22 protein-coding genes are annotated in these 23,743 nt (G+C 63.1%); 7 read left to right on the top strand and 15 right to left on the bottom strand.

From position 1 onward, the window contains the following. Positions 1 to 344 precede the first annotated feature (344 nt). The 11 genes from NA647_RS03460 to NA647_RS03510 all read right to left on the bottom strand — a co-directional run bounded on the left by NA647_RS03460 (position 345) and on the right by NA647_RS03510 (position 11,214). Entirely contained in the window at positions 345 to 1,736 is a 1,392-nt protein-coding gene (locus NA647_RS03460; protein ID WP_256056430.1) for a sigma-54-dependent transcriptional regulator, read from the bottom strand. 1 nt (position 1,737) lies between these two features. Beyond that, a complete protein-coding gene (locus tag NA647_RS03465) occupies positions 1,738 to 3,537 on the bottom strand; it encodes a sensor histidine kinase (RefSeq protein ID WP_256056431.1) in 1,800 nt (599 codons plus the stop codon). 161 nt (positions 3,538 to 3,698) lie between these two features. Further along, complete coding sequence (rfbD, locus tag NA647_RS03470) at positions 3,699 to 4,610, bottom strand: dTDP-4-dehydrorhamnose reductase (RefSeq protein WP_256056432.1); 912 nt, start codon at positions 4,608 to 4,610, stop codon at positions 3,699 to 3,701. Continuing rightward, positions 4,607 to 5,152, bottom strand: coding sequence for a dTDP-4-dehydrorhamnose 3,5-epimerase (gene rfbC, locus NA647_RS03475; protein WP_131649051.1), 546 nt, complete (start codon positions 5,150 to 5,152; stop codon positions 4,607 to 4,609). Before rfbC ends, rfbD begins: the two co-directional genes overlap by 4 nt. Further along, the gene (gene rfbA / locus NA647_RS03480) at positions 5,149 to 6,021 is read right to left on the bottom strand and encodes a glucose-1-phosphate thymidylyltransferase RfbA (protein ID WP_256056433.1); all 873 of its coding nucleotides are present in this window, start codon (positions 6,019 to 6,021) and stop codon (positions 5,149 to 5,151) included. Before rfbA ends, rfbC begins: the two co-directional genes overlap by 4 nt. After that, positions 6,018 to 7,088, bottom strand: coding sequence for a dTDP-glucose 4,6-dehydratase (gene rfbB / locus NA647_RS03485; RefSeq protein ID WP_256056434.1), 1,071 nt, complete (start codon positions 7,086 to 7,088; stop codon positions 6,018 to 6,020). The genes rfbA and rfbB overlap by 4 nt, the downstream gene beginning before the upstream one ends. Positions 7,089 to 7,452: 364 nt before the next feature. Beyond that, positions 7,453 to 7,755, bottom strand: coding sequence for a methyl-accepting chemotaxis protein (locus NA647_RS03490; RefSeq protein WP_272889543.1), 303 nt, complete (start codon positions 7,753 to 7,755; stop codon positions 7,453 to 7,455). Further along, positions 7,716 to 8,351, bottom strand: a complete 636-nt coding sequence (locus tag NA647_RS03495; protein WP_256056435.1) for an ABC-type transport auxiliary lipoprotein family protein — start codon at positions 8,349 to 8,351, stop codon at positions 7,716 to 7,718. Before NA647_RS03495 ends, NA647_RS03490 begins: the two co-directional genes overlap by 40 nt. Beyond that, the gene (locus NA647_RS03500; protein WP_256056436.1) at positions 8,348 to 9,286 is read right to left on the bottom strand and encodes an MlaD family protein; all 939 of its coding nucleotides are present in this window, start codon (positions 9,284 to 9,286) and stop codon (positions 8,348 to 8,350) included. The genes NA647_RS03495 and NA647_RS03500 overlap by 4 nt, the downstream gene beginning before the upstream one ends. Next, complete coding sequence (locus NA647_RS03505) at positions 9,287 to 10,075, bottom strand: ABC transporter ATP-binding protein (RefSeq protein WP_256056437.1); 789 nt, start codon at positions 10,073 to 10,075, stop codon at positions 9,287 to 9,289. Continuing rightward, the gene (locus NA647_RS03510; RefSeq protein ID WP_256056438.1) at positions 10,072 to 11,214 is read right to left on the bottom strand and encodes an ABC transporter permease; all 1,143 of its coding nucleotides are present in this window, start codon (positions 11,212 to 11,214) and stop codon (positions 10,072 to 10,074) included. Before NA647_RS03510 ends, NA647_RS03505 begins: the two co-directional genes overlap by 4 nt. A 325-nt stretch (positions 11,215 to 11,539) precedes the next feature. Between NA647_RS03510 and NA647_RS03515 the strand changes: the two genes are divergently transcribed. Continuing rightward, complete coding sequence (locus NA647_RS03515) at positions 11,540 to 11,947, top strand: VanZ family protein (protein WP_256056770.1); 408 nt, start codon at positions 11,540 to 11,542, stop codon at positions 11,945 to 11,947. Between the two features lie 11 nt (positions 11,948 to 11,958). Here the strand turns inward: NA647_RS03515 and NA647_RS03520 are convergent, their stop codons facing one another. After that, positions 11,959 to 12,615, bottom strand: a complete 657-nt coding sequence (locus NA647_RS03520) for a DUF2238 domain-containing protein (RefSeq protein ID WP_256056439.1) — start codon at positions 12,613 to 12,615, stop codon at positions 11,959 to 11,961. A gap of 158 nt (positions 12,616 to 12,773) precedes the next feature. Here NA647_RS03520 and coxB point away from each other — a divergent pair, with 158 nt between their 5' ends. From coxB to NA647_RS03550, 6 genes are read left to right on the top strand one after another with little or no spacing between them, the layout of a single operon-like run. Next, the gene (gene coxB, locus NA647_RS03525) at positions 12,774 to 13,790 is read left to right on the top strand and encodes a cytochrome c oxidase subunit II (protein WP_256056440.1); all 1,017 of its coding nucleotides are present in this window, start codon (positions 12,774 to 12,776) and stop codon (positions 13,788 to 13,790) included. 8 nt (positions 13,791 to 13,798) lie between these two features. Further along, positions 13,799 to 16,315: a cytochrome c oxidase subunit I gene (gene ctaD, locus NA647_RS03530; protein ID WP_256056441.1), complete on the top strand. Its 2,517-nt coding sequence runs from the start codon at positions 13,799 to 13,801 to the stop codon at positions 16,313 to 16,315. Beyond that, positions 16,312 to 16,725, top strand: coding sequence for a hypothetical protein (locus NA647_RS03535; RefSeq protein ID WP_256056442.1), 414 nt, complete (start codon positions 16,312 to 16,314; stop codon positions 16,723 to 16,725). The genes ctaD and NA647_RS03535 overlap by 4 nt, the downstream gene beginning before the upstream one ends. After that, positions 16,722 to 17,345, top strand: a complete 624-nt coding sequence (locus NA647_RS03540) for a cytochrome c oxidase assembly protein (protein WP_256056443.1) — start codon at positions 16,722 to 16,724, stop codon at positions 17,343 to 17,345. The genes NA647_RS03535 and NA647_RS03540 overlap by 4 nt, the downstream gene beginning before the upstream one ends. After that, entirely contained in the window at positions 17,326 to 18,531 is a 1,206-nt protein-coding gene (locus tag NA647_RS03545) for a c-type cytochrome (RefSeq protein WP_256056444.1), read from the top strand. Before NA647_RS03540 ends, NA647_RS03545 begins: the two co-directional genes overlap by 20 nt. A gap of 3 nt (positions 18,532 to 18,534) precedes the next feature. After that, positions 18,535 to 19,140: a DedA family protein gene (locus NA647_RS03550; RefSeq protein WP_256056445.1), complete on the top strand. Its 606-nt coding sequence runs from the start codon at positions 18,535 to 18,537 to the stop codon at positions 19,138 to 19,140. Positions 19,141 to 19,343: 203 nt separating this feature from the next. Here the strand turns inward: NA647_RS03550 and NA647_RS03555 are convergent, their stop codons facing one another. The 3 genes from NA647_RS03555 to NA647_RS03565 are packed head-to-tail and all read right to left on the bottom strand — an operon-like array spanning position 19,344 to position 22,920. Further along, positions 19,344 to 20,528, bottom strand: a complete 1,185-nt coding sequence (locus tag NA647_RS03555) for a polysaccharide pyruvyl transferase family protein (RefSeq protein WP_256056446.1) — start codon at positions 20,526 to 20,528, stop codon at positions 19,344 to 19,346. Positions 20,529 to 20,536: 8 nt separating this feature from the next. Continuing rightward, positions 20,537 to 21,595 carry a nitroreductase family protein gene (locus NA647_RS03560; protein WP_256056447.1) on the bottom strand — a complete coding sequence of 353 codons (1,059 nt, stop codon included), beginning with the start codon at positions 21,593 to 21,595 and terminating at the stop codon, positions 20,537 to 20,539. Next, entirely contained in the window at positions 21,592 to 22,920 is a 1,329-nt protein-coding gene (locus tag NA647_RS03565) for a flippase (RefSeq protein ID WP_256056448.1), read from the bottom strand. Before NA647_RS03565 ends, NA647_RS03560 begins: the two co-directional genes overlap by 4 nt. Positions 22,921 to 23,743: the final 823 nt, after the last annotated feature.

The raw sequence follows: 23,743 nt of genomic DNA on the forward strand, positions 1-23,743 counted from the left end.
GCCGCGTTGGCGAGGCAACTCGGTGAAGTCAGCAAGACCAGTCTAGGCGTCATTGAAAAAATCGCTGCGCGCTAGGCTCGCTTGCCGGCTCATGGATTAGCGAGAGCAAGTGCTGTGCCAGAAGCACGCACTTGTCTCGCGGTGCGAGAGTTTACTGGTGTAGTGGCGAAATGCTGACGAATATTTATCAGGCCGACATGTCTATCTCGTAGCTTTTGACGATTCGGGACGGATTCGACGGCGCGGGTTATCTAGCCCAGGCAACTGTTGCAGCGGCGTGGCAACCCGGTCTTGGATATGTCCGTTGTGAACTGGCGCACAGCATGCTGGCGGAAATCCGCCAGCTATTCGCCGTCGTCCGGCGAGGTTCCGCCAGTATCACTGAAGACCAGCCCATGCTTGCGCAGCTTGTCGTGCAGCGTCTTGCGCGGCAGACCGAGGGCTTCGGCGACGCTGCGCAATGAGCCGTGCGGTCGCGCCAGCTCGGCGGCGATCAGCGCGCGTTCGAAGGCATCGACCTGCTCGTTGAGCGCATTTCCCGCCGCGTCCGCCGTGCCGTCGGCATGCCGGGCTCGATCATCGAGGCCCAGCTCCAACCCTAGGGCGAAGCGCTCCGCAGTGTTCTGCAGCTCGCGCACGTTGCCCGGCCAGGCATGTCTGAGCAACTGCGCGCGCTGTTCGGGACGTAGTTCGCGGATCGGCAGCCCGTGGCGGTTGGCGGCGGTCTCGGCAAAATGCTGGAACAGGAACAGTAGGTCCTCGCTGCGCTCGCGCAACGGCGGGATGCGCAGCGGCGCGACGTTCAGTCGGTAATAGAGGTCGGCGCGAAAACGGCCCTGATCAGAGGCTTGGCGCAGGTCTTCCTTGGTCGCGGCGATGACACGGATGTCGAGCGGGATCGTCTGGTTGCCACCCAGCCGCTCGACGACCCGCTCCTGCAGCATGCGCAGCAGTTTGACCTGCACGTCCAGGCTCATGCTTTCGATCTCGTCGAGGAACAGAGTGCCGCCATTGGCGAATTCGAATTTGCCGATGCGGCGCTTCTGCGCGCCGGTAAAGGCGCCCGCCTCGTGACCGAAGAGTTCGCTTTCGACGACCGACTCAGCCAGCGCGCCGGCGTTGATCGCGACGAATGGGCCATTACGGCGACTGGACAGGTCGTGTAGCGCGCGTGCCACCACCTCCTTGCCAGCACCGGTTTCGCCAAGGATCAGCACGTCGGCCTGGGTGCCAGCCAGCGCCCCGATCTGCTCGCGCAGGCGCCGCATGGCCGGCGATTGACCGAGCAGGCGCATCGAAAGCTGCTGCCGGTCGGCCAGCGCCAGACGCAGGCTGCGGTTGTCGAGTACCAGCTGACGCAGCGCCAGGGCGCGACGCACGCTGTCGAGCAGCGCCTCGCTGGGGAAGGGTTTCTCGAGAAAGTCGTAGGCACCGGCACGCATCGCCTGCACGGCCAGCTGAACGTCGCCATGGCCAGTGATCAGCAGAACCGGTAGCTCGCTGTCGAGCGCATGCAACTGCTGTTGAAGTTCGAGGCCATCGAGACCGGGCATGCGGATGTCGGTAACCACCACGCCGGGCCAGTTAACCGGCAACAGGGTCGACAGGCCGCGCGCATCGCCCAGGCTGAGGACCTTGAGCCCGGCGAGGTCGAGCGTCTGACTCAGCGCCTTGCGCAGATGGGGATCGTCATCGACCAGGACTACCTGAAACTGCGGGTCGATCTGGCTGGTCATGCTAGTCCTCGCTGGGGAAGGCGACGCCGGGATCGGCGGATTGCAGATAGAGACTGAGCTGGGCGCCGCCCTCGGGATGGTTGGCCATTTTCAGCTCGCCATCCAGGGCGCGGATCAGGGTATCGCAAATGGCCAGTCCCAGCCCGAGGCCCTGGGCGCTGGTCTTGGTCGTGAAAAAGGGCTCCCGAGCGCGCTGCAGTGCCGCGTCGGAAAACCCCGGGCCGTTGTCGCGCAACGTCAGCAACACGCCATCGTCCGTACGTTCGGCGCGTAGCCAGATACGCCGCGCCGGTGGTCGCTCGTTGAGCGCGTCGAGCGCGTTGGCCAGCAGGTTGGACAGAATCTGTCGCAGCCGTGTCTCGCCTGCTTGAACCCAGAGAGTGGCTTCCGGCAGGTCACGGATCAGCTCGACGCCCATGGCTTGTCTTCGTTTGGCCAGCAATGCCAGCGCGTCGTCCAATGCCGGTTGCAGGGCGACCCGTTCAGGTGCATGCCGATCGCGCCGTGCGAACGCGCGCAGATGGGCGATGATCGAGGCCATCCGCGCGGTCAGTTCGCTAATCAACTTGAGGTTGTCGCGAGCTTCCTCGTTGCGTTGCTGATCGAGCAGCACGCCAGCGTTATCGGCGTAGCTGCGGATGGCGGCGAGCGGCTGGTTAAGTTCGTGGCTGATGCTCGCCGACATGGTGCCCAGCGCCGAGAGCTTGCCGGCCTGCAGCAGTTCGTCCTGAGCGCGGACCAGTTCCTGCTGCGCCTGCTCGCGTTCGAGCACTTCCTGCTTGAGCCGGCTGTTGAGGGCTTCCAGATCCTGCGTGCGCTCCTGCACGCGCCGTTCGAGTTGCTGTCGGGCCTTGGCGTCCATGGCCATGCGCTCCAGCAAGTGGCGTCGCCGCTGCATCCACAGGCCGAGCAGCAGCAACAGCGCGGCGAGGGTCGCGCCACCGATGGCAACCACGGTGCGCACCGGGCGCTCGACCAGGTTGATCGGCGCCAGGATACGGACCGTCCAGCCGGTTTCCTTCAGTTCGCGGCTCTGGATCAGCCAGCGTTCGATGTCCAGCGTCAGGTTTTGTGGCGTGGTTGTGGGGTAGGGCTGGTCGAAGGCGATCTGCTCGCGCTCCTCGGCATCCAGGGCACGGCTGGCGCGAAACCGCCAGTCAGGGCGAGAGGTAAGAATGACCACGCCGAAATTGTCGGTGACCAGCAGTTGCTCGGGCGTATTGCCCCAGAGCGTTTCGGTGTGGTCCAGATCGACCTTGACCACCAGCACGCCGAGAATCCCCTGGCTGTCGCGCACCGCTGCCCCGAAATAGTAGCCGCGCTTACCGGAGGTGTTGCCTAGGCCGTAGAAGCGCCCGAGCTGGCCGTCCATGGCCTGGCGGAAATACGGACGGAAGGCGAAGTTTCGGCCGATGAAGCTGTCTTCGGCATTCCAATTCGAGGTCGCCAGGGTCTGGCCGTTGGTGTCCATCAGGTAGATGACATCAGCGCCGGTCTGCTGGCGCAGCCGGTTCAGCAGACGATTGGCCCGGTCGATCAGGGCTGGGCTCTGGCTGTCACGCAGCAGGCTGCGCAGGTCCGGCAGGTCGCCCAGAATGCGCGGCAGGACTTCGTAGCGGCGTAAAGTGCCAAGCAGGTTGGCGACGTAGAGATCCAGCGTCTGGCGGTTCTGTTCGATCAGCTCGTTGCGGTAGTAGCGCTCGGTCAGCTGTTGCAATGGCCAGAGCAATGGCGCGAGCAGCAGCGCCAGCAACGCCAGGTTGCGCCAGCGTGGGCGGCGAGTAGAAAGGGATGCGGTCATGCGTGCGTGCCTGTTGTCCGGGCGACATTATGCACGTTCAGAACTTGCGCGTTAGGGCCGTGCCCGTTTGGGACATGCGCGCCAGGGACATGCGCGTTCGGGACATGCGCGTTGGGGACTCGAACAGCGCCGCAGGGCCGTCGCTTGGTTTCGATCCGGAATCAGACGTTCTGCGCAGCGACGGCGTCTTGCCCGGTCTGCACGTTGCGCGGGCTGTTCAGGCACTGATGCAAGACGTCTTCCCAGTCTGGCAATTCGATGTTCCAGTCGCGCTGCAAGCGTGAGCAGTTGAGGCGCGAATTGAGCGGGCGCTGAGCGGCGGTGGGGTAGTCGCTGGACAGGATGGGTTCGAGGCTGGCGCGCAGGCGACCCTGCTGGCTCAGGTGTTCGGCGATGCTGCAGGCGAAGCCGTACCAGGAAGTCTCGCCGTTGGCGGTCAGATGATAGAGCCCGCTGGGGCCGCCGCTGCCGTTGCGCCATTTGCGCACCAGCTCGGCGGTGACCGTGGCGAGGGTACCAGCCCAGGTCGGCGCACCGATTTCATCGTCGACGACCGACAGCGAATCGCGCTCCTGCAGCAGGCGCTGCATGGTCAGCAAGAAGTTGTGACCGTGCGATGAGTAGACCCAGCTGGTACGCAGAATCAGATGCTTGCCGCCGACCGCCTGAACCGCCTGCTCACCGGCCAGCTTGCTTTCGCCGTACACGCTCAAAGGGGCTGGCTGATCCTCCTCCCGATACGGCTCGGATTTGCGACCGTCGAAGACGTAATCGGTGGAGTAGTGAATCAGCGGCACGCCAAGAGCGGCCGCTTCCTCGGCTAGCACGCCGGGGCCGATGGCGTTCACTGCGAAGGCCTGATCGCGATCAGCCTGCGCCGAGTCGACGGCGGTATAGGCAGCCGCGTTGATGATCAGGTCGGGACGCAGTAGGCGAACCTGCCGGCGAATCTCCGCCGGTTTGGCCAGGTCCAGAACGTTGTGACCCAGGGCGAGCACCTTTCCTTCACCGGCGAGTGCCAGTTGCAGCTCCCGAGACAGTTGCCCCCTGCTACCGGTGATGAGAATTTTCATGCGAACAGCTCCGCCTCGCTGAGTACCTTGCCGTCAATGTCCTTCTGCGACAGCTGAGGCGGCTCGCTGAATGGCCAATCGATGCCGATCTGCGGATCGTTCCAGAGCAACGAGCGCTCATGGGCCGGCGCGTAGTAGTCGGTGGTCTTGTAGAGGAACTCGGCGCTCTCGCTGAGTACCACGAAGCCGTGCGCGAAACCTTCCGGAATCCAAAGCTGACGCTGATTCTGTGCGCTCAGGTGGGTACCGACCCAGCGGCCGAAACTGGGCGAGCTGCGCCGCAGGTCCACCGCCACGTCGAACACTTCGCCAGCCACGACCCGCACCAGCTTCCCCTGGGGCTGCTGGATTTGATAGTGCAGGCCCCGCAGCACGCCGCGCTGGGACTTGGAATGGTTGTCCTGGACGAAGGTGCGCTTGAGTCCCGTCGCGGCTTCGAAGGCCGCGGCGTTGAAGCTCTCGTAGAAGAACCCGCGTTCGTCACCGAAGACCTTGGGCTCGATGATCAGTACGTCGGGAATATCGGTTTCGATGATCTTCATGCGGTTTCACCCGCCAGCTTGAACAGGTACTGGCCATAGCCGGTCTTGCCCAGGGCATCGGCGCGGCGCAGCAGTTGCTCGCGGTCGATCCACTTGTGCTGGTAGGCAATCTCTTCCAGGCAGGCGACTTTCAACCCTTGGCGGTGTTCGATGGTCTGCACGTACTGCGAGGCTTCAAGCAGGCTGTCATGGGTGCCGGTGTCGAGCCAGGCGAAACCGCGGCCGAAGCGCTCGACGTTGAGATCGCCACGCTTGAGGTAGGCATTGTTTACGTCGGTGATCTCCAGTTCGCCGCGTGGCGATGGCTTGATCGACTTGGCGATCTCGACCACATCGTTGTCGTAGAAGTACAGGCCGGTCACGGCGTAGCTGGACTTCGGCTTGGCAGGCTTTTCTTCGATCGACAGCGCCTTGCCGTTTTCGTCGAAGTCGATCACGCCGAAGCGCTCCGGATCCTTGACCCAGTAGCCAAATACCGTGGCGCCTTTCTGCTGCGCCGAGGCACGCTGCAGCTTCTCGGTGAAATGCTGACCGTGGAAGATGTTATCGCCGAGGATCAGGCACACCGAGTCGTCGCCGATGAATTCTTCACCAATCAGAAACGCTTGAGCCAGGCCGTCCGGTGACGGCTGCTCGGCGTAGCTGAAGTTCACACCGAACTGGCTGCCGTCGCCCAGCAGGTTCTTGTACTGCGGCAGGTCCTGCGGCGTTGAGATCAGCAGGATGTCGCGAATCCCGGCCAGCATCAGCACCGAGATTGGGTAATACGCCATCGGCTTGTCGTAGATCGGCAGCAGCTGCTTGGATACGCCCAGGGTGATGGGGTGCAGACGGGTGCCGGAGCCTCCGGCGAGGATGATTCCTTTCATGCGTTCTCCAGCGCGCCAAGGCGCTCACGTTGATAGCTGCCGTCCTGAACGCGACGGCACCATTCCAGATTGTTCAGGTACCACTCGACTGTTTTGCGTAGACCGGTCTCGAAGGTTTCCTGCGGGACCCAGCCGAGCTCGCGCTCGATCTTGCTGGCGTCGATGGCATAGCGCAGATCGTGGCCGGGACGGTCCTTGACGAAGGTGATCAGGTCCTCATAACGTGCCAAACCTTCCGGCTTCTGCGGTGCCAGTTCTTCGAGCAGGGCACAGATGCCGCGTACCACGTCGATGTTCTTTTGCTCGTTGTGGCCGCCGATGTTGTAGGTTTCGCCAACCTTACCTTCGCTGACGACCTTGAACAGCGCGCGCGCGTGGTCCTCGACGAATAGCCAGTCACGCACCTGGGTGCCGTTGCCATACACCGGCAGCGGCTTGCCATCTAGCGCGTTGAGAATCACCAGCGGAATCAGCTTCTCGGGGAAGTGATAAGGCCCGTAGTTATTTGAGCAGTTGGTGATCAGCACCGGCAGGCCGTAGGTACGTTGCCAGGCACGAACCAGATGGTCCGACGAGGCCTTGCTGGCCGAATAGGGCGAGCTGGGTGCGTAGGGCGTGGTTTCGGTGAACAGGTCGTCGACGCCGTGCAGGTCGCCGTAGACCTCATCGGTGGAGATGTGATGGAAGCGGAACGCCTGGCGGCGGCCTTCGGGCAGCGTCTGCCAGTAGGCACGAGCGGCTTCCAGCAGTTGATAGGTACCGACGATGTTGGTCTGGATGAATTCGGCCGGGCCGTCGATGGAGCGATCAACGTGAGATTCGGCGGCCAGATGCATGATGGCGTCTGGCTGGAATTCCAGCAGCGCTTCGGCCACGCGCTCGCGATCGGCGATGTCGGCTTGCAGGAACTGATAACGATCGCTGCCCTGCACCTCTGCCAGCGACTCCAGATTGCCGGCATAGGTCAGCTTGTCTAGGTTGAGGACGCTATGCGGGGTGTCGTGGATGAGGTGACGGATCAGTGCAGAGCCGATGAATCCGGCTCCGCCGGTTACGAGAATGCGCATGATGATTGGCTTCCTTGGCGCGCTACAGAGCAACAGGCTCTTGGCATGTCGGCAGGATAGACCTGCTGAAAATACAAAAATTCCCAGCCATGGTCTGGAGATGTGAGGCGGTGGTGTAAGTCTGAGGCCGGCGTCTTCGGCAGGCAACGATGTCGGCACGTTACACGGCGGAACGCCCAAGATGACGGCTGGGGATGCCTTTATTTGCGCAAGTGCGCGCCTGGCTCTTCCAATGCGCGTGGCGATATAAACGAAGGGGGCGGATACATGAGTGGCGAGCACGCCCAGCTCCGGCGCGCTTACGCTGCGGCGGCCCGAAGACGGAGTCTGACGCCGTTTCGGGCCCGCTCATAAGAGGAGCGCCCTAGAGAGTGAAGCGACCAACCTTGTCGTTCAGCCCGCTGGCATGCCCTTGCAGCAGGTGCGCCTGCCGTTCGCCTTCCACCGAGTTGGTCGCCAGCGTGTCGCCCAGCGACTTGATGGTGACCACGTTGCGGGTGATTTCCTCGGTGACGGCGGACTGCTCTTCGGCCGCGGCGGCGATCTGCATGGACATATCGGAAATCTGCTGCGCCGCCTGGGTGATTTCCTCGCACGAGCCCGCCTGGAAGATGGGTAGCGAGCGCCTCAGCCTTGCGGCAGTTGCCGTGCGTGGGAAAGGGTCCATTCAAGCACCTCGCGGCTTAGCGTGTCGCTGGCCTGGCCGAACGCCTCGACCACGCTTTCCACGCTGGGGTTGGCGCTGGGCTGGCGCACTTCGAAACGCCGGCTGGACAGGGTGCTCTGGTCGTGCAGGTTCACCAGGCGCGCATCGAGACGGATTACTATCTGCGGCTCGCCGTCGATGTATTCGGTTTGAAACGCGCGCAGATCGCTGTGCAGGCCAAGATCGGCGTAGAGGTTCACCTCTTCGTTGCTCACCGAAGGCATGCGCCCGTCGCGCTGGAAGGCTTCGATCAGGCGATCGCGCAGCAGCATCGGCGCCGCATCGCTCCAGCGAGCGCCCTGATAGCCGCTGATCTGGTTGCCTTGCGGCACCACGGCGATCCTTGAGCTGGAAAGGATGCGGCTGGCCTGCGGGGTATTGATGCGCAGCGCATGTTGCAGCACTGGTTCGCTGACCTGTTGTGGCGTCGTCGCGGTCGGCAGCAGGAAGATGCGCAGGGTCTGTGACTCGGGCAGGATCGAACACGCCGCGAGCGCCATGATCAGCCCGGACAGGGCGAGGCGGAACGAGGTCTGGCGAAGGTGGCGAAGGCTCATGGGGTGAACTCCTGCAATTTGTCACGGCCGAGCAGAAAGCCGCTCGGGTTGTCTTCCAGGCGCTGGGTGACCCGGCGCAACGCACCGAGCGTGCTGCGCAGCTCGTTGATCGCCGGACCGAGGTCGTTGAACCCCTGCATGCCGTTGTTCAGCGCGCCCTCGTTCTCTTCAAGCAGCGTATCCAGGCGGGCGGTGGTGCGATCCAGCGCGCTCATCGAACGCGCGGCACTGTCCAGCACGCTGCGGCCCTGGTCGTCGAGCAAGCCGTTGGCGTTGCGCGCCAGGCTCGACAGTTCGCCCATGACGGTATTGGCTTGCTGGCTCAGTTGATTGAACTGTTGCAGCGTCTGGGCCAGGTCGCCGCGCTGTTCGGACAGCACGCTGGTGGCTTGCTCCAGATGTTCCAGCGTGCGGCTCAGCCGTGTGGTGTTTTCTTCGGAGAAAATCTTGTTGGCGCTGAGTAGCAGGTTGTTGATGTTGCTCATCAGGTCTTCGCCGTTTTCCAGCAGCGCACTGAGCGGAGACGGGTCGGCGACGATCAGTGGCGGTTCATCCCGGTTGCCTTCGAGCCGCGGGCTTTCCGGTTTGCCGCCGTGCAACTGGATGACCATGCTACCGGTGATGTTGGCCAGCGCCAGGCGCGCCTGGGTGTCGGTCTTTATCGGCGTGCCGCCATAGACGCGAATGCGTGCGCGGACCTTGCGCGGGTCTTCGGGATCGAGCCACAGGTCGGTGACATCGCCGACCTTGATGCCGCTGTATTCCACCGAGCTGCCGCTGGACAGGCCGCTGACCGCCTGGCTGAAGCCAACGTCGTAGTAACTGTATTCGCGGTCCATGCTGGACTTGCCCAGCCACAGCGCGAAGAGCAGCGCGCAGCCGACCGCGACCACGGTGAACAATCCGATCAGAACATGATGGGCACGGGTTTCCATTTAGGGCGTCTCCAACTTTTGCGCGGCATCCTGCGCGGCGCGGCCACGTGGGCCGTGGAAATAATCGCGAATCCAGTCGTCGTCTGTTGCAGCAACCGCTTCCAGCGTATCGACCACCAGCACCCTCTTCTGCGCCAGCACCGCAACGCGGTCGCAGATGGTGTAGAGCGTGTCCAGGTCGTGGGTGACCAGAAATACGCTGAAACCCAGGGCATCGCGCAGGGTCACGATCAGCTGATCGAAGGCCGCTGCGCCGATAGGATCGAGGCCGGCGGTGGGCTCGTCGAGGAACAGCACTTCCGGATCAAGCGCCAGGGCGCGGGCCAGTGCGGCGCGCTTGACCATGCCGCCGGACAGCTCGTCGGGGTACTTGCAGGCGGCGTCGGGCGGCAGCCCGGCCAGCGCCAATTTCTGCCGCGCCAGATGCTCGGCATCGGCGCGCTTGAGCCCGGCGTGTTCGATCAGCGGCAGGGCAACGTTCTCCTGCAGATTCAGCGAAGTGAATAGGGCGCCGCGCTGAAACAGCACGCCGAAGCGCCGTTCGACCTCTGAGCGGCGCTGCGTCGAGAGCTTTAGCAGGTTCTCGCCGAACACTCTGACGCTGCCGGCGTTGGGCTGGCGCAGGCCGACGATGCTGCGCAGCAGGACCGACTTGCCGGTGCCGGAGCCACCGACCACACCGAGGATCTCGCCGCGACGGATATCCAGGTCGAGATTGACGTGCACCGCCTGGCTGCCGAAGCGGTTGACCAGGCCCCTGACCTGGATCACGGGTTCGTCTGATTTCACCAGCCCATCTCCATAAAGAACAGCGCGGCGATGGCATCGAGCAGGATCACCATGAAGATCGACTGCACCACGCTGGACGTGGTGTGCTCGCCCACCGACTGCGCGCTGCCGCTGGCCTTGAAGCCTTCGAGGCAGCCGATCACAGCGATCAGGAAGGCAAATACCGGCGCCTTGCCCAGGCCGATCAGAAAGTGGCTGATTGAAATGTCGCGCTGCAGGATGGTGAAGAACATCGCCGGCGAGATATCCAGCGCCAGCGAACAGACCACCAACCCGCCGACGATGCCGCTGAGCATGCCGATGAAGGTCAGGATCGGCAGGGTGATCAGCATCGCCAGTACCCGTGGCAGCACCAGCAGTTCGACAGGGCTAAGGCCGATGGCTCGGATGGCATCGATTTCCTCGTTGGCCTTCATCGCGCCGATCTGCGCGGCGAAGGCGCTGGCGGTGCGCCCGGCGAGCAGGATCGCCGCCAGCAGCACGCCGAATTCGCGCAGAAAGGAAAAGGCCACCAGATTGACCGTGTAGATAGTGGCGCCGAAATCGGCCAGCACCGTGGCGCCGAGGAAGGCCACCACCGCGCCGACCAGAAAGGTCAGCAGGGCGACGATGGGAATGGCGTCCAGGCCGGTCTGCTCGATGTGCGCGACCAGCGCGGTGATGCGCCAGCGGCGCGGGTTGAAGATGGCGGTGAACAGCGTTTGCAGCGTCAGGCCGATGAAACCGAGCAAGGTGCGTTGCTGGTTCCAGACGCCGGCTACGCTGCGCCCGATATGCGCCAGCACGTCGGCCAGCCCGTTAGTTTCTGGTTCCTGTTTGGCTTGCGGTTGATCCAGCGCGGCGGCGACGGTCTGCAACAACGCCTGGCGTTCCGGCGGCAGTTGCGGCGCCCATTCCGGCAGGCTGGCGATGCGCGCCGAGCCGAGCAGCTCGACCAACAGGCCGGCGCCAGCGGTATCCAGATCGCCCATGGCATCGAGCTCGACGCGATCAACGTCAGTGACCTGATGGCGTGCCTGTTCGACCTCACGCCGCAGCGCCGCGTAATGCCGCAACGTCCAATCGCCTCCGATCGTCAGCGTGTCGCTGTTCGGGTGACGCTGCAAACTGCCGGGCGTAGACGTCGGGTGAGTCAACATTCTTATCCGTATGCGATGGCGTCAGAGCGAGTGCCCGGGCGCTGCGGCTTTTGACGATCCTAACAGTTGGGACTCTGCCAGCGTGGTTCGGTTTAATTGGCGGCGCAGTCGAATGAATGGGCCGTGCACATGACCGCCGAGCAATTCGTTGCAGGTGGACGCGAACTATCGACAGCAATCAGCCTCCATAGCGTGCAAGCCGGACAGCCATATCCGGTACGCATCGCGTCACGTGACTTATGCGCTGGTCGTGACGCCACCATTTTTTGCCCGTTCGGGTCCTGCTCACCTTTACCCCGACCACTGCGAGAGTTTCCGTTTGTCTATCAATTGTTTGCGTGCGTTGCCCTTCATCGTGGTCCTGGGAATCATCCTGTTCAGCGGGCTGCGGCCCGAACCGGTGCCACAGGTGTTCGACCAACAGGACAAGCTGCACCACATGCTGGGCTTTGCGGCATTGACCTTCACGCTGCGCCTGGCCTTCCCGCGATGGCGGGTGGTCTGGACCATTCTGGCCAGCCTTGGCGCGGCCTTGCTGATCGAGGTCGGTCAGAGCTTTCTACCCAATCGCCAGGCATCGCCGGGCGACATGCTGGCCAATGCGGCGGGCGTGCTGCTGGGCTGGGGTTGTTCGCATCTGGCGTATCTCTGGTATCTGCGGCGTATCGGCGTCACCACCGTTCCCGAAGCCACCGACGCGGTAGAGCGAACCGCGAGTACCGCGCGTCGCTAGCCTGTCGCCCATCAAGACGGCGTCTGTCGGGTGGACCGATTGGCGCGCCATGACAGCAGCGCCGTGCAGAGCATCGCGATGAGCGCGCCTAATGCTGCCAAGGCCATGTCCTTCTGCGGGTCCCAGCGGTCGTCCTGCGTGGCCAGAAAGGTCCGTCCCTGCCCGCTGGGAAGCATCTCTGCCCCGAACCATTCGATCAGCTCGTACACCGCCGAGGTCGACAACACGATATCCACCGGCAGCACCAGGCTCCAGACACCGGGGCGCAGCCCCAGGCGAATCAGCACTTCGCGGATGGGGTAGGCCAGCAGCAGTCCGTAACTGAAGTGAGCCAGACGGTCGAACTGATTGCGCTCCCAGCCAAGCGCCTGATCCAGGCTCGCGCCTGTCAGCGCCTGCCACCAGGCGTCATAGGGCACCTTGGCATAGGTGTAATGGGCGCCCAGCTGGTGGATGCACAGATAAAAGACGATCAGCGTCGCCGCGCTGCGTGAGGGTAGGTAGTGCCTATGGCCCAGGAGCAGGGCGATGGCCAATGCGAGAACCAGCATGTTTTCCAGCAGCCAGTCATGGCGATCCAGCGGGGCGATGGCCAGGCCTGCCCAGACCAGCAGAAACAACAGGGTCAGCGTCAGCAAATAGCGTCGATGACTGCGATCGGGATCCATTTTTCTCTCTCTGAACTTCAACGCGCGATTTGTTTGACCAGCGTAACGGCGAGGTGTCCGCTGTTTTTACGCTTCGATAGCGCCGAGGGCGCGCATCGCCATCCAACTTTTCGGCGTTATCAGGGGTCACACGGACGGGACCTTCAACGAGCCGGACCATGTGGCCTCAGCTGAGCAAAGACATCCTGCCCGCGCGGTATCAGAAATGCGGTTTCGGCCTGTCGCTGCCGGCATTGCTGGTCGCCTGTGATGGTCAGCAATCGACCCTGAACCCCGCCGGCACTGGTGCCCAACGCATCGCCGAACTGTTCTGGTGGATGTGCGGGGGCGGCCTGCTGATCTGGGCGCTGGTGATGGGTATCGCCTTCTATGTCACCCGGGCGCAGCCCGAAGCGCATGGCATTCGCAGCGCACGTTGGCTGATCCTGGGCGGCGGGATCGCCTTTCCCGTCGTGGTGCTCACCGGGTTGCTGATCTATGGGCTGATGCTGATTGAGCCGTTACGCTCGACCGCCGATATCGACCTGCAGGTGGATGTCTCGGGCGAACAGTGGTGGTGGCGGGTGCGTTACCAGACCGAGGCCGGCGCCAAGGTTGAGCTGGCCAACGAAATTCGTCTGCCGGTCGGTCAGCGGGTGGCCTTCAGCCTGACCAGCCCGGACGTGATTCACTCGTTCTGGATTCCCTCGCTCGGCGGCAAAGTCGACATGATTCCCGGCCGTACCACCGAGCTGGTGCTCGAGCCGACCCGCACCGGCACCTTTCGCGGCGCCTGCGCCGAATATTGCGGCACCGCGCATGCGCTGATGAATTTCCCGGTCGTGGTGATGGAGCCGGCAGCGTTTGACGCTTGGCTCGCCGGGCAGGCCGAACCGGCGCGGGCACCGCAAACCGATCTGCAGCGGCAGGGCCAGCAGGCCTTTCTCGCCAACGGCTGCGGCGCCTGCCACAGCGTGCGTGGCACCGAAGCCGACGGCACGCTCGGCCCGGATCTGACCCACGTCGGCAGCCGTCTGAGCCTTGGCGCCGGGACCCTGCCGGTGGACGTTGACGCCTTCCAGCGCTGGATCGGCCACACCGGTGAGATCAAGCCGGACGTGAGAATGCCCGCGTTCGGTATGCTGCCCGAAGAGCAATTGAACGCCATGGCGCACTACCTGAGCGGACTGAAATGAGCGAGCCGATGGACGACCGCGATCCGCACGACGAAGCCCGTGCCAAGGCGCAGGCCGAGCGCCTCGCCGCCGCCTGGAAGACGCCCACCGGCTGGCGCTACTGGTCGGCGGTAAACAACACCGAGGTCGGGCTCTGGTACACCGGCGTGTCCTTTCTGTTCTTCCTCTTCGCCGGTGTGCTGGCGATGCTGATTCGCGCCCAGCTGGCGGTGCCGGATAACGATCTGCTGTCCGCCGAAACCTACAACCAGGTCTTCACCCTGCATGGCTCAGTGATGATGTTCCTGTTCGGCGTGCCGATCTTCGAGGCGTTTTCGATCCTCATCCTGCCTCAGATGCTTGGCGCGCGGGACCTGCCGTTTCCGCGCCTGTCGGCCTACGGCTTCTGGTGCTTCATCATTGGCGGCGTGTTCGTCTGCGGTTCGATCTTTTTTGGCGTCGCGCCGCAGGGCGGCTGGTTCATGTATCCCCCGTTGACAACTACCTACCAGGACGGTATCGGCGCGGATATCTGGCTGCTTGGGCTGTCGTTCATCGAAGTGGCGTCGATCGCGGCGGCGGTGGAACTGATCGTCGGCGTGCTGAAGACACGCCCGCCGGGCATGCGCATCAACCTGATCCCGCTGTATTGCTGGTACATCCTGGTGGTGGCGGGCATGATCCTGTTCGCCTTCCCGCCGCTGATCGCCGGCGATCTGCTGTTCGAACTGGAGCGCGCCTTCGACTGGCCGTTCTTCGATCACACCCGCGGCGGCGATCCGCTGCTATGGCAGCACCTGTTCTGGATTTTCGGCCATCCGGAGGTGTACATCATTTTCCTACCCGCCGTGGCGCTGGTGGCAACCATCGTACCCACCGCCTCCCAGCGGCCCATCGTCGGCTACAGTTTTATCGTGCTGGCCGCGGTGGGTACCGGCTTCATCAGCTTCGGGCTGTGGGTGCATCACATGTTTACCACCGGCATGCCGGGCATCTCGCTGGCATTCTTCTCGGCGGCGTCCGAGGCGGTGGCGATTCCCACCGGGGTGCAGATCTTCTGTTTTCTGGCCACGGCGCTGGCCGGACGCTTCGTCAAATCGGTGCCTATGCTGTTCGTCGCCGGCGCGTTGGCGATCTTCGTGCTTGGTGGCTTGACCGGGGTGATGGTGGCGCTGGCGCCGTTCGATTTCCAGGCGCACGACACCTACTTCATCGTCGCGCACCTGCACTATGTGCTGATCGGTGGCATGCTGTTCCCGGTGATTGCCGGGTTGTACTACTTCTTCCCGCTGGCGAGGAGTAAGACGCTGTCTGACAAGCTCGGGCGAATCGCCTTCTGGCTGATGTTCATCGGCTTCAACATCGGCTTCCTACCGATGCACTTCACCGGCCTGCTGGGCATGCCGCGACGGGTTTACACCTACGCCCCTGACATGGGCTTCGACGTGCTCAACATGGTCTCTACCGTCGGCGCCTTCATCCTCGCCGCCGGGGTCGCGGTGCTGGTCTGGGATGTGCTGCGGCCCAAGGGCAAACAGCCGTTAAGCCCGCGCAATCCATGGAATGCAGGCACGCTGGAATGGCTTGCGGAAATGCCCGGCAAGTCCTGGGGCGTACGCTCGATCCCGATCATAAAGGGCCGTTATCCGCTCTGGGACCAGCCCAACCTGATACGCGACGTCGATGCCGGACGCTTCTATCTTCCCGATGCACAGGAGGGCAAGCGCGAAACGCTGATCAGCAGCATCATCGACGCCGAGCCGATCCAGTGCCTGCGGGTGCCGGGGCCGACCTTCCTGGCCTTCTGGGCGGCCGTGTTCACCGGCGGGCTGTTCATCTTCTCGACCTACAGCTGGTATGTCGCCGCGCTGACCAGCGGCTTTCTCGCCCTGGTGACCTTCCTCGTCTGGTTGTGGACCGGCACCGCAGTGATTCCGGAAAAACCGCACAAGGACATCGGCCTGGGCGTGACGGCGCCGCTCTATGCTTCGGGTGCCAAATCGGTGGGCTGGTGGGCTATGTTCATCACCATGATCGGCGACATGAGCGCCTTCGCCAGTCTGGTGTTCGGCTACTTCTTCTTCTGGACGGTGCATGACGACTTCCCGCCGGCGGACGCTGCCGGTCCCGGCGTGCTCTGGCCGCTGCTCGCATTGGGCTTGGTGTTGGCGTCCTGGGGCCTGACGGTGCTGGCACGCCGCTGCAACCGCCGCGATCAGGCGGCGGGGTTCTATCTGGCGCTGGGGCTGGCTGCCTTGCTGACCCTTACCGGAGGCGGTGCGCTTTTCGCCGGGCCGCATTTCAGCGGGCTCGATCCGACTAGCAATGTCTACCCCGCGACCGTCTGGGTGCTGGTGCTCTGGTGTCTGCTGCATCTTGCCGTCGGCCTGATCATGCAGCTCTACGGTCTGGCGCGGCGTGCTGCCGGACGAATGACCGCCGAGCACGACATCGACATCCACAATGTCGCGCTGTACTGGCATTTCATGGCCATTACGGTCGGTGTGACCGTCGCGGTCATTGCCGGCTTCCCGGAGGTCGCGTGAACGAATCAATCGAAACTCGACCGGAACAAGCATCCGAAGTACCACCGGACGAGCACCGCACGCTCTGGCTGTTGACCTTCGGGCCGACCATCTGGGCTGTGCATTTTCTGCTGTGCTATGTCGCCGCCGCGGTCTGGTGCGCCAAGGTCGCCGGGCGGGCGGGGCCGTTGGGCGACCTGCGCATGATCATCGGCGGGCTGACGCTGCTGGCCCTTGTCGGCATCGGCCTGACCGGCTGGCGCGGGTGGCGCATGCATACCTTCGGTCACGCCACGGCGCCCCATGACTTCGATACGCCGGCGGACCGTCATCGCTTTCTCGGTTTCTCGACGCTCCTGCTCAGTGGTCTGAGTTTCGTTGCCACCATTTTCGTCGCGCTGTGCGTGGTGTTCGTCAGGAGTTGCGAATGATCTGGCGTCCCTTGGCCTTGATGCTCGGTCTGGCCACGCTGGCGGCGGTCTGGCTCGGCCCGCTGCCAGCGATGGCGGAGCGGATGTTCGTCGGGCATATGCTCATGCATGTGATGGTGGTGGCCGTCGCGGCGCCGCTGCTGTCGATCGGGCTCGCCGGAGGCCGGCTGGATCTTTCCAGCCGCATACCCGCGCTGTTCTCGCCGATTCTGGCTTCGGTGATCGAACTGTTTGTGGTCTGGGCCTGGCACATGCCGGCACTGCACCACGCGGCACGCGCCTCGCAAACCGCACTGGTGCTGGAGCAGGGCAGTTATCTGTTCGTCGGGCTGCTGGTGTGGCTGGCGGCGTTCGGCGGCGTCCGGCATCGGCGCGCGCTGGCCGGCATCGCCGGCTTGTTGCTGACCTCGATGCACATGACGCTGCTCGGTGTGCTACTGACGATGTCCAGTCGACCGCTGTTCGAACACACCGGCCTGTCGAGCCTGACGCCGCTCGAAGACCAGCAGATCGGCGGGGTGATCATGCTGGTCTTCGGCGGTACGTCCTATCTGATCGGCGGGTTGTATCTGCTCTTCGGCCTGTTACAGGACAAACGCGATGCCGTTTCGCTCAGCTAAGCGCATCCTGCAGCGAGGTGCGGCGCGCTTGCGGCGCTGGCTGTGCTGGCTGTCGGGCGGCTCCTGGAAGCGCGTGCTGGCAGCCTTGGCGCTGGTGGCGACGCTCGCTGGTGCGGGCGGTTTCGCACTGGTCTCGCTGGGGCTGGTGTCGATCAGCGCCCGTTCCGGGCACTGGGGCGCTACTGGCTGGTTGTTGCACTACGCCATGCGCCGCGCCGTGAGCACCCAGTCGATGGGCATCGAGGTGCCGCCGCTGGACGACCCGGCGTTGGTGCTCAAAGGTGCTGGGCATTACGAATCCAGCTGTGCCATCTGCCATGGCGCACCGGGGCGCGAGCGGTCACTGATCGTGCGCCATATGACGCCTGAACCGCCATTCTTGCCGCCGCGAATCGAGCAATGGAAGCCGCAGGAACTGTTCTGGATCGTCAAGAACGGCGTTAAGTTCACCGCCATGCCGGCCTGGCCGAGCGCCAACCGGGACGATGAAATCTGGGCCATGGTGGCTTTTCTTCAGGCATTGCCGGAAATGTCCGAACAGCGCTATGACGAGCTTGCGCTGGGTGATCGCGCCGGTGATGAGAAGACGGCGACCATTGAGCGTCTCGGACCATCGGAAGATAGACTGGAATTGGCGCTGACTGCCTGCAGCCGCTGCCATGGCGCGGATGGCGGCGGACGCGGCGCCGGCGCCGTCCCGCGGCTGGCAGGGCAGAGCGAAGCCTATCTGCTCGGCACTTTGCAGGCCTATGCCAACGGCAAGCGCCACAGCGGCATCATGCAGCCGGTCGCAGCCGGGCTCGACTCACAAATTCTGAGTGAGCTTGCCAAGCACTATGCCGGTCTGCCGGTGTCTGTTCCTGCGGACGGCGCCGCGCCTGAAGCGCTGGCGCGCGGTAAAGAGTTGGCCGAACGTGGAATACCGGAGCGTGGCATACCGTCCTGCGTTCATTGTCATGGCCCCAAACGCTCGCCGCGCAATCCAATGTACCCGGAAATCGCCGGCCAGTACGCCCGCTATCTGAAGCAACAACTGGACCTGTTCACCGCTGGTACCCGCGGCGGTAGCGAATACACGCACGTCATGCATAGCGCCGCGCAGCGCCTCACACCCGAACAGATACAGGCGCTGGCGGACTACTATGCGTCGCTACCGCCGGTCGCCACACTACAACCGCAGAGGTAACCGATGTTCGATAAGGTCGTGGAAGTCGTTTCGGGGTTCGGTTACCTAGGCGTGTTCGCGCTCATGTTGCTGGAGAATATCTTTCCGCCGATTCCGTCCGAACTGATCATGCCGCTGGCGGGCTTCGTGGCGGCCCGCGGCGAACTGAACTTTGCCGGTGTGATCGTCGCCGGCACTGCCGGCTCGGTGGCGGGTGCGTTGCCCTGGTATTACGCCGGCGCAAAGCTCGGCCAGGAACGCGTGAAGCGCCTCGCCAAGCGTTGGGGACACTGGCTGACGTTGTCGCCCGAGGATGTTGACGCAGCGAGCCGCTGGTTTGATCGACATGGCAAAAGCGCGGTGTTCTTCGGCCGTCTGGTGCCGGCGGTGCGCACCCTCATTTCGGTGCCGGCCGGGATCGTCGGCATGCCGATGATGCTGTTTCTACTGTATTCAACACTGGGTTCGTTAACCTGGACCGCGCTGCTGGCGCTGGCCGGCTTCGTGCTCGAATCACAGTACGAAAAGGTCGCCGATTACATCGATCCGATCTCCACCGGCGTGGTGGTGTTGTTTGTCCTGTTTTACCTGTACCGGCTGATCCGCCAGCGCTCTGCCCGGCGTCGCTGAAGATGTGGGCTGAAGCGGAACTCCGCCCGGTCCGCTCTACCAATTGTTCACACATGTAGGGTGGGCTTCAGCCCACGCTTCTGCGCACAAACAGGTTTCAACGCCGCCGCCTGGGCTGTTTCGGCTGGCTTCGATTACTGGTGGGCTAAAGCGGAACGCCGCCCGGCCCACCCTACTAGGCTGATTCGCCAGGCCTGCCGCGCTCAGGCGGCGCCAGCGGTTTCGCGGTCGGCCCGGCGGCTGCGCTGGCACTGGTCGATGACCGCGAAGACCTCCTGCCACATCCGCTCGGACTGTTGCTTGAGCTGATCGGTGCGGGCCTGAATCAGCGCTCTTATCCGCTCGGCGTCGTCGGTCACCAGGTCGATCTTGCGTTCGATTTCCGCCTGGTTGGTGGTCACCTCGACCAGTCCATCCGGGAAGCCGTAATCCTCGAACAACATCTGATACTTGTGGCTCCAGCCCGTCGCCAGCGCCGGCACGCCCTGTGATAGCGCGCTGACCAGGCCATGAAAGCGGCTGCCGAGGGTGCCGCTGCATGCACCGAGGATGCCCTTGATTTCCAGCGCACCACTTTCCTGAACGATCGGGATGCCGCCCACGGCGGCGGACAGCTGCTCGGCCAGCTGCTGGTCGTCCTTGCCTTCGTGTACCAGCACGAAGGGTTTGGCGTTTTTCTTCAGCAGGTAGCGCGTGCAGGTGATCAGAAACGGCAGGTACGCCTCACGCGTCTTCTGATCGGTCTTGTCGAGCATCCGGCAATTGGGAACGATGCAAAAGCGGTTCTGCTCGACATCGAAACCCTGAGGCAGCACGCCGCTCACCAGATTGGTGAAGTCCGGCGACTGCTTGATCTTCGCCTGCTCGCCGACCAGCCGGGTCAGGTGTTCGTAAGAGACGCGTTCGCGGGGGAAGATCAGGTCGACGTTCTCCACCACGGTTTTCATCGCCGCCTGGTTCTTTTCCGATTCGAACGGCCCCAGCGCTTGGGGCAGTAGGATTACGCGGGTGCCTTTCTTCTTCCAGCGCTTGGTCGATTGCGCCAGTTCCGCACAGGGACTCTCGCCCCATTGATCGCTGTAGGCAAAGCCGGCGGCATCGATGACCACATCGACTTCCTTGTCCAGCACCACGCCGTACATCTCGCGCAGCGGGCGCGGCGCGAAGTTGGCCAGCGTGCCCCACTGGATGCCGTAACGCCACAGCCATGCCTTGGGATAGAAGCCCAGCTGGACTAGCTTGCGAAACGGCTGCTCGGCCTTTTTCGGCGTGGGCGCCATGACGTAGGTAGCGTCGGGATAGCGGGCTTTCAGCTTTTGCAACGTCGCGTGAAGCATCAGCTCCGCGCCTTTATTGACGAAGCCTGCCTTTCTGATCTCGATAATCATCGCTTACCTCAGTTGAATACGATCAAATCTTGCTCGGTCTTCTTGTCCGAATAGGGGATCCCTCCAGTTGGATCGGCATAGCCCACCGCCAGCAGCATCACCGTGCGCTCGTGATAGGCCAGGCCCAGTTTCTTCGCCAGTTGGCGTTCCTTTTCTTCAACGTCCGGCCAGTTGATCGAACAACTGGACAGGCCCAGGCTTTCCAGCGCGAGCATTAGCTGCATCGCCGCCAGCGAGCCGTCGATATAAATGACATGGCGGTCCCGCGCTTCGGGATAGCAGCCGAGGTCGCCCACCACCGCAATCACGCAGGGCAGGTTGTCGTGAAAGCCCGCGGTGCCGCCGGCGCACTGGGCGACTTCCGCGGCCTTGGTCCGATCGTTGCTGACGTAGAAGCGAAACGGTTGCCGGTTGCAGGCCGAAGGCGCGAGGGCCGCAGCTCTGACCGCTTGCTCGATCAGCTCATTGGCGACCGGCTTGTCCTGATACCAACGCACCGAGCGACGGCGGCGGAACAGCACCATCAGTTCGTCATAACTGACCGGGCACGCCGGCAGCTGGCTATGCGGGTAGGGCACGCAACGGCTGGATTCATCGGGGCGTTGCGCGTCGGCGAAGGCCTGTTTAGCCGAGTCGATGCGCGGCGTGCTGCCGACTGCAGAGAAGTAATCGCCCAGCACGTCGTTGGCCCAGCGCTGCTGGCCGTTGACCACCCCGGCCTGAGTCGCATCGGCGAAGCAGCGTACCGTCGCACCGATGTAGTCCTCGGCGAAGGTCGAGCGGCGCGGGCGCATGATCAGCCCCTTCTCCAGGCGATGCACGTTGCGCCGCAAAAAAGCATCGTTCTCGCCTTTGCTGCGCATCAATCGGGCGAACCGCAGGCGTCCCAGCAGCACCGCTCGGTGCTCGCGGTCGAACTCGCGGCTGAGCAGGCAGTAATAAACGGAGGACAGAAAACCGTTAACGGAGAACAGCCGGACCAGCGCCAGACGGGCGTTGTCTCGGGTGGCCTTGAGCGTGGTCTTGATCGGGTCGGGCAGGGCCTTGGCAAGTGATTTCAAGCTCATCGACTGGCTCCTACGGCGCTGAATGCATAACGGAATGGACTGAACATGGATTTGGTCATCATGTAGAACACCGGCCGGGTCTTCTTGTGCACCAGCAGCGCGGCGTAGGAGGCGACGGCATAGGAAATCAGGGTCGCCATGGCGGCACCTTCACCACCGTAATGGGGAATCAGCACCAGATTCAGGCCGACATTGGCCAGCGCGCCGAGGCTTTGGGTTATCAGCGAAAACACAAGCGCGCCCTCGATCAGAATCCAGCGGCTGAACGCCGCGCGCATGAAAATGAACACGCCACCCCAGATATGGATGGTGAGAATCGATGCGGAGCTTTGGTATTCGGTGCCGAACAACAGCGCGATCAGCGGCCCGGCGATGAGCGACACCAGCACCGCAACGGCGATGGCCAGGATGAACAGCACATCTAACAATTGCTGGAAACGAAGGTTGAAACGCGCCGCATCGGCCGCATGCAGCTTGATCAACTTGGGAAAGAAGGAGGCGACGATGGCCGTCGGCAGGAAATACCAGGCCTCGGAGAGCTGCGCGGCGACCGCATAAACGCCGACCTCTTCGGCGCCGACTATCCACTTGAGCATCACCTGATCGATCTTCATGTAGATCACCGCGAAGATCGAGCCGAGGTAAATGATCCAGCCCTGACTGAGCAGCTCCTTCGCCTTGGCGAAACTGGCTTTCCAAGTCATCAGCGAGACGGTCGTCGTGCCCTTGTAGAGCATCGCCAGAATCACTGCGGCAAGCACGAACTGCGCGGTATGGGCAAAGGCAAAGGCCACCACGCCGGCACCGCCAAGGGCCAGCAACAGCTTGAGACCGGCCGACAGCAAAATCGCAGTGGATTTGGCGATCGCCGGGTACTTAGCCTGCACCTGCGATTGGAACCAGTACTCGACCACATCGAAGGTCTGAAAAAAGATCGCCGTGGAGACGATCAACAGCATCCAGAATTCGGTGCCGCCGATCTCTTCGAACAGCAGCGAATAGATGAGGATCAGCGTAAAGCCGATGGTCATCCCGGTCAGCTTCAGCACGAAGGTGGTGCCAAGGGTTTCCGGTATTTTATCCGGCTGCTGGACCACCTCACGCACCACCAACCCGGCGAGGCCCATATGCCCTGCGGAGGCGAAGATGGCCGTCATTGATATCGCGTAGGAGAGGATGCCGAACTGCTCCGGTCCCAGATACCGCGCCAGCAGTATCGCCGTGAGAAAACCTACGCCGATGTGTAAAAGCCGCTCCGCCATCATCCAGGAGGCGTTGAAGAGGTAGAGCTTGAGCTTGTTGAAAAGAGTATGGATCGCTGTCATCGAATGGCCTAACTCCTCAAGGCTGCTGGCTCCGTGGTGGCAGTCATATGCCCGGTTTGTTGCGCTGGAGTGCGGCGACGCTCAGCTGACCGCAGTAACCCCCTCATGTTCCGGTGATGTGCGGAGCGGAAATGTATCGAGACCGTTACCAATGTTCGGTGCTGTTGCTGCCTGGCCAATGGCTACGCCGACCGAACCCAGCATTCGCGGCATGTGCGGGCTAAAGCGCGTGGCGGGCCGTGCGGGCTTGGAAAAACAGGAATTCGCCGACCTGCGGAGCGCGCCCCGATCAGCGGTATCGTCACGAAGACGAGCCCAGGTTGATCGTGCCGCTTAATCCTGGTGGCCTTTTCATTTCAAAAGTTGAACTTTTGCCATCACGCCTGCTCTTAACCCTGCGCCGCTTGTTAGCCGCTCCATAACCCGTTTCGACGCGTCATGGATCGCCTAGCACGGCGCACGGCCCGCCACGTTTCGGGCCGTCGGCAACGCTGCCGCGAAGGATCTCGCAAGCGCCTGGATGGCGTAGGGAATTGCCGCTCGGAGCGGCTTAAAGGAACAGGACTCAGCGCCAAACAGAAAAGCCCCGCATCGTTTGATGCGGGGCTTTTTTGTATGTGTTGCCCCTCAGTATCTTCAGCCAGCAAACCTGGCAACACTGCCGGCTATGCGTTCCGGCGGGCTTCGTAGCTGCTTCCTCTTTCAATGCCATCCTCGTGCCCGGCTTCGAGAGCCAGAACTGGCATACAGGGGCAGGCGCACCTGGTCACACTAGGGCCAACCCGGCATAACGTGGGCTAGCGCGATCTAAGCCTTACGCCGA

This window comes from Stutzerimonas stutzeri (assembly GCF_024448985.1).
Taxonomy (GTDB): Bacteria; Pseudomonadota; Gammaproteobacteria; order Pseudomonadales; family Pseudomonadaceae; genus Stutzerimonas; species Stutzerimonas stutzeri_AP.